The sequence below is a fragment of the Roseicyclus sp. genome (assembly GCF_052168335.1).
Classification (GTDB): Bacteria; Pseudomonadota; Alphaproteobacteria; order Rhodobacterales; family Rhodobacteraceae; genus Roseibacterium.
Map to the genome: position 1 here is coordinate 1 of NZ_JBQLZP010000357.1, position 3,025 is coordinate 3,025.

The window sequence follows — 3,025 nt, forward strand, 5'->3', positions numbered from 1 at the left end:
GCGAACACGGTGACGAAGGCGTGCAGTCGCGGGTTCTCCACCGCGATGCGGGAGAGGCAGTCCTCGACGAGGGCGCGGGACGACCGCGCACCCCCGGCCAGCGCCGCCCCGAGTTCCCGAAGGTTCATGTCCATCGCGTCGTCCTCCCGCGCCTCGCTTCGGAGCCGACTTTGCCGAGGCGCCGGGGGAAATCCCAATCCTCTCAGATGGAGCAGATGACGCGAACTGACGCTAGCCGAGCGTCGGAAATCGGAAATGGTTCGGTCAGCCCTCGGCCGACGGGGCCAACGGGTCGGCGCGCAGGGGCGGCGCGAGCTCGCCGGACGGCCTGCACAGGTAGGCCGCGACCACCTCGGGGATCTCGGGCGAGCCCGGCGCGTAGAGGCGGCAGCGGCGCAGCGATTCGCGCGCGCCGACGTTGCGCCCGACGTATTCCAGCATGATCCGTGCGGCCGAGGGCTGGCGCGTGTCGGCGCCCGAGACGCCCATGGTCAGCCCGCTCAGGAGCGAGACGCGGTTGCGGTAGACCGGGAAGAGGATCGTGTGCGTCAGCTCCGACCCGGTCAGCGTCTCCTGGTCGAGCATGTGGATGCGGTCGCCCACCTCGAGGACGAGGCCGCGATACTTGTACACGTCCGGCGGCCCGTCGCGGCCGTCGTTCAGCCGCTCGATCCGGCGGTAGGCGACGAAGTCCTGCCAGGCGTAGATGTGCAGCAGCGAGCGCAGGATGAAGCCCGGCCGCGAGAGCGAGGCATAATAGGCGTAGTAGTAGCCGATGTAGCGCCCAAGGTGCCCCTTCTGGCGCTGCGCCTGCACCAGGAGCGCGTCGAGCGCCTCGGGCACCGGCGGGGCGTCGCCCGACCGGTGCGGGCGCAGTTGCAGGATGCGCCGGAACTGGTCGTGCGGCATGAGGATCTCGAACTCGTCCACGCCGAGGAAATCGCAGATGCGGCGGAGGTTGTGCCGCGACGGGAAGGCGGCGCCCGACAGGTACTTGGTGAACTGCTGCCGGTTGATGCCGAGCTTGCGGCAGACATCCGAGACCGAGGGCGAGAAGCTGCAGGCGAAGCGCAGGTTGGCGACGAAGTTGCCGGAGGTGTAGTCGAGCGCCTCTGTCATGGGTTGGCTTCCCGAAAGCGTCAGGTCGCGTCAGAAGCTAGCCCGACCCGTTGTTGTTCGCAAGCGCGGCACCGCGTTACGGTTTCTTAACACGATCACGACCCAAAAGCCCCGGCCAGCTCGGCGCGTCTGCGCCGGACGGGGCGCTGCTGCCCAACGAAGATGATCGCCCACCAACGTACCGGAGTACTGAGATGAAGTCCTTTTTCCTGACCGCAGCGGGCCTCGCCCTCGCCACGGCGCTGTCCGTCGGCGGCGCGCTGGCGCAGACGCAGGGTGGCACGCTCGTGCAGATCACCCAGCCCGAGCCCCCCAACCTCGCGCCCTATGTCTCGACCTCGGGGCCGATCGCCCAGGTCACGTCTAAGGTCTTCGACGGCCTCCTGGAATACGACTTCGACCTGCAGCCGCAGCCCTCGCTTGCCGAGAGCTGGGAGGTTTCGGCCGACGGCCTGACCATCACCTTCAACCTGCGCGACGACGTCGTCTTCCACGACGGCACGCCGCTGACCTCCGAGGACGTGCGCTTCACCATCATGGACGTGCTGCGCGAGGCCCATCCCCGCGGCATCGCCACCTTCCGCAACGTGACCGCGGTGGAGACGCCCGATCCGCATACCGCGATCTTCCGGCTCGACGCGCCCGCACCCTACCTGATGATGGCGCTGCACTCGGCCGAGAGCCCGATCCTGCCGGCGCACATCTACGGCGAGGGCGACATCCGCGCCCATGGCAACGCCAACGATCCCATCGGCTCGGGCCCCTTCGTCTTCACCGAGTGGCGCCGGGGCGAATTCGTGCGCCTCGACCGGAACGAGAACTACTGGCGCGACGGCCAGCCCTATCTCGACCGGATCGTGGTGCGCTTCATCGCCGACGCTTCGACCCGCACCGCGGTGCTCGAGCAGGGCGAGGCCCATGTCGCGGGCTTCGGCGCGGTGCCCTACCAGGACGTCCGCCGCCTCGAGGCGCTCGACACGATCGAGGTGACGACCCGTGGCTACGAGATGATCTCGCCCATCGTCGAGATGATCTTCAACACGCAGGAGCCGCCCTTCGACAACCACCTCGTGCGCCAGGCGGTGAACTACGCCATCGACCGGCAGTTCGTGATCGACAACGTCTGGTTCGGCTACGGCGTCCCGGCCTCGGGTCCGATCAGCTCGAACTTCGAGCCCGCGGGCCTCTTCGGGCGGGGCATCGACTTCTCCGTGCCGGACCGGATCGACATCGCCAACCGGCTGCTGGACGAGGCGGGCTTCCCCCGCGGCGCCGACGGCATCCGCTTCGAGATCACCCATGACGTGACGCCCTATGGCGAGGAATGGCAGCGCTTCGGCGAGATCGTGGTGCAGAACCTCGCCGAGATCGGCATCCGCGCCACGATCCGCTACGAGGACCTGCCGACCTGGCTCGCACGGACCTACACGGACTACGACTTCCAGCTCACGTCGAACTTCCTGTTCAACCAGGCCGACCCGGTGATCGGCGTGCATCGCGGCATCCATTCGGACCGCATCCTGCCCGGCACCGTCTTCGTGAACGGCTCGCGCTGGTCCTCGCCCGAGACGGACGCCCTGATGGACGCCGCCACCGTGGCCACGGACACCGCAACCCGGCAGGAGGCCTACCAGGCGCTCGTGCCGCTGGTGACCGAGGCGAGCCCCGTGGCCTACGTGCTCGAGCTCCGCTACCCGACGGTTCTGAGCACGCAGTTCGCCGACGTGATCACCACGCCCATCGGCATCTACGGCAACTACGCCTTCGCGCATCAGCGCTGAGGCCCGCCCGAAGCGCCCCGGCGGCCGAGCGCCGCCGGGGTCGTGCATTTTCAAGTACCGGGACGCTCCGCGCCATGAAGAACGCCTCGATCGGCGCCTACATCCTGCGCCGCCTGTTGCAGACG

General features: G+C 68.4%; 2 protein-coding genes. One reads left to right on the top strand and one right to left on the bottom strand.

The window, feature by feature from the left end; all coding sequences use genetic code 11:
* Positions 1 to 264 precede the first annotated feature (264 nt).
* Complete coding sequence (locus tag ACTS11_RS11005) at positions 265 to 1,119, bottom strand: helix-turn-helix domain-containing protein (RefSeq protein ID WP_442640358.1); 855 nt, start codon at positions 1,117 to 1,119, stop codon at positions 265 to 267.
* A gap of 194 nt (positions 1,120 to 1,313) precedes the next feature.
* On the opposite strand from ACTS11_RS11005, the gene ACTS11_RS11010 reads away from it, so the two are divergent.
* Positions 1,314 to 2,900 (top strand): ABC transporter substrate-binding protein, encoded by a 1,587-nt coding sequence (locus ACTS11_RS11010; RefSeq protein ID WP_442640359.1) that lies wholly within the window; start codon positions 1,314 to 1,316, stop codon positions 2,898 to 2,900.
* Positions 2,901 to 3,025: the final 125 nt, after the last annotated feature.

Coding starts and splice junctions, on each gene's coding strand:
- ACTS11_RS11005 (WP_442640358.1), bottom strand. CDS start 1,119: ATGACAGAGGCGCTCGACTACACCTCCGGCAACTTCGTCGCCAACCTG.
- ACTS11_RS11010 (WP_442640359.1), top strand. CDS start 1,314: ATGAAGTCCTTTTTCCTGACCGCAGCGGGCCTCGCCCTCGCCACGGCG.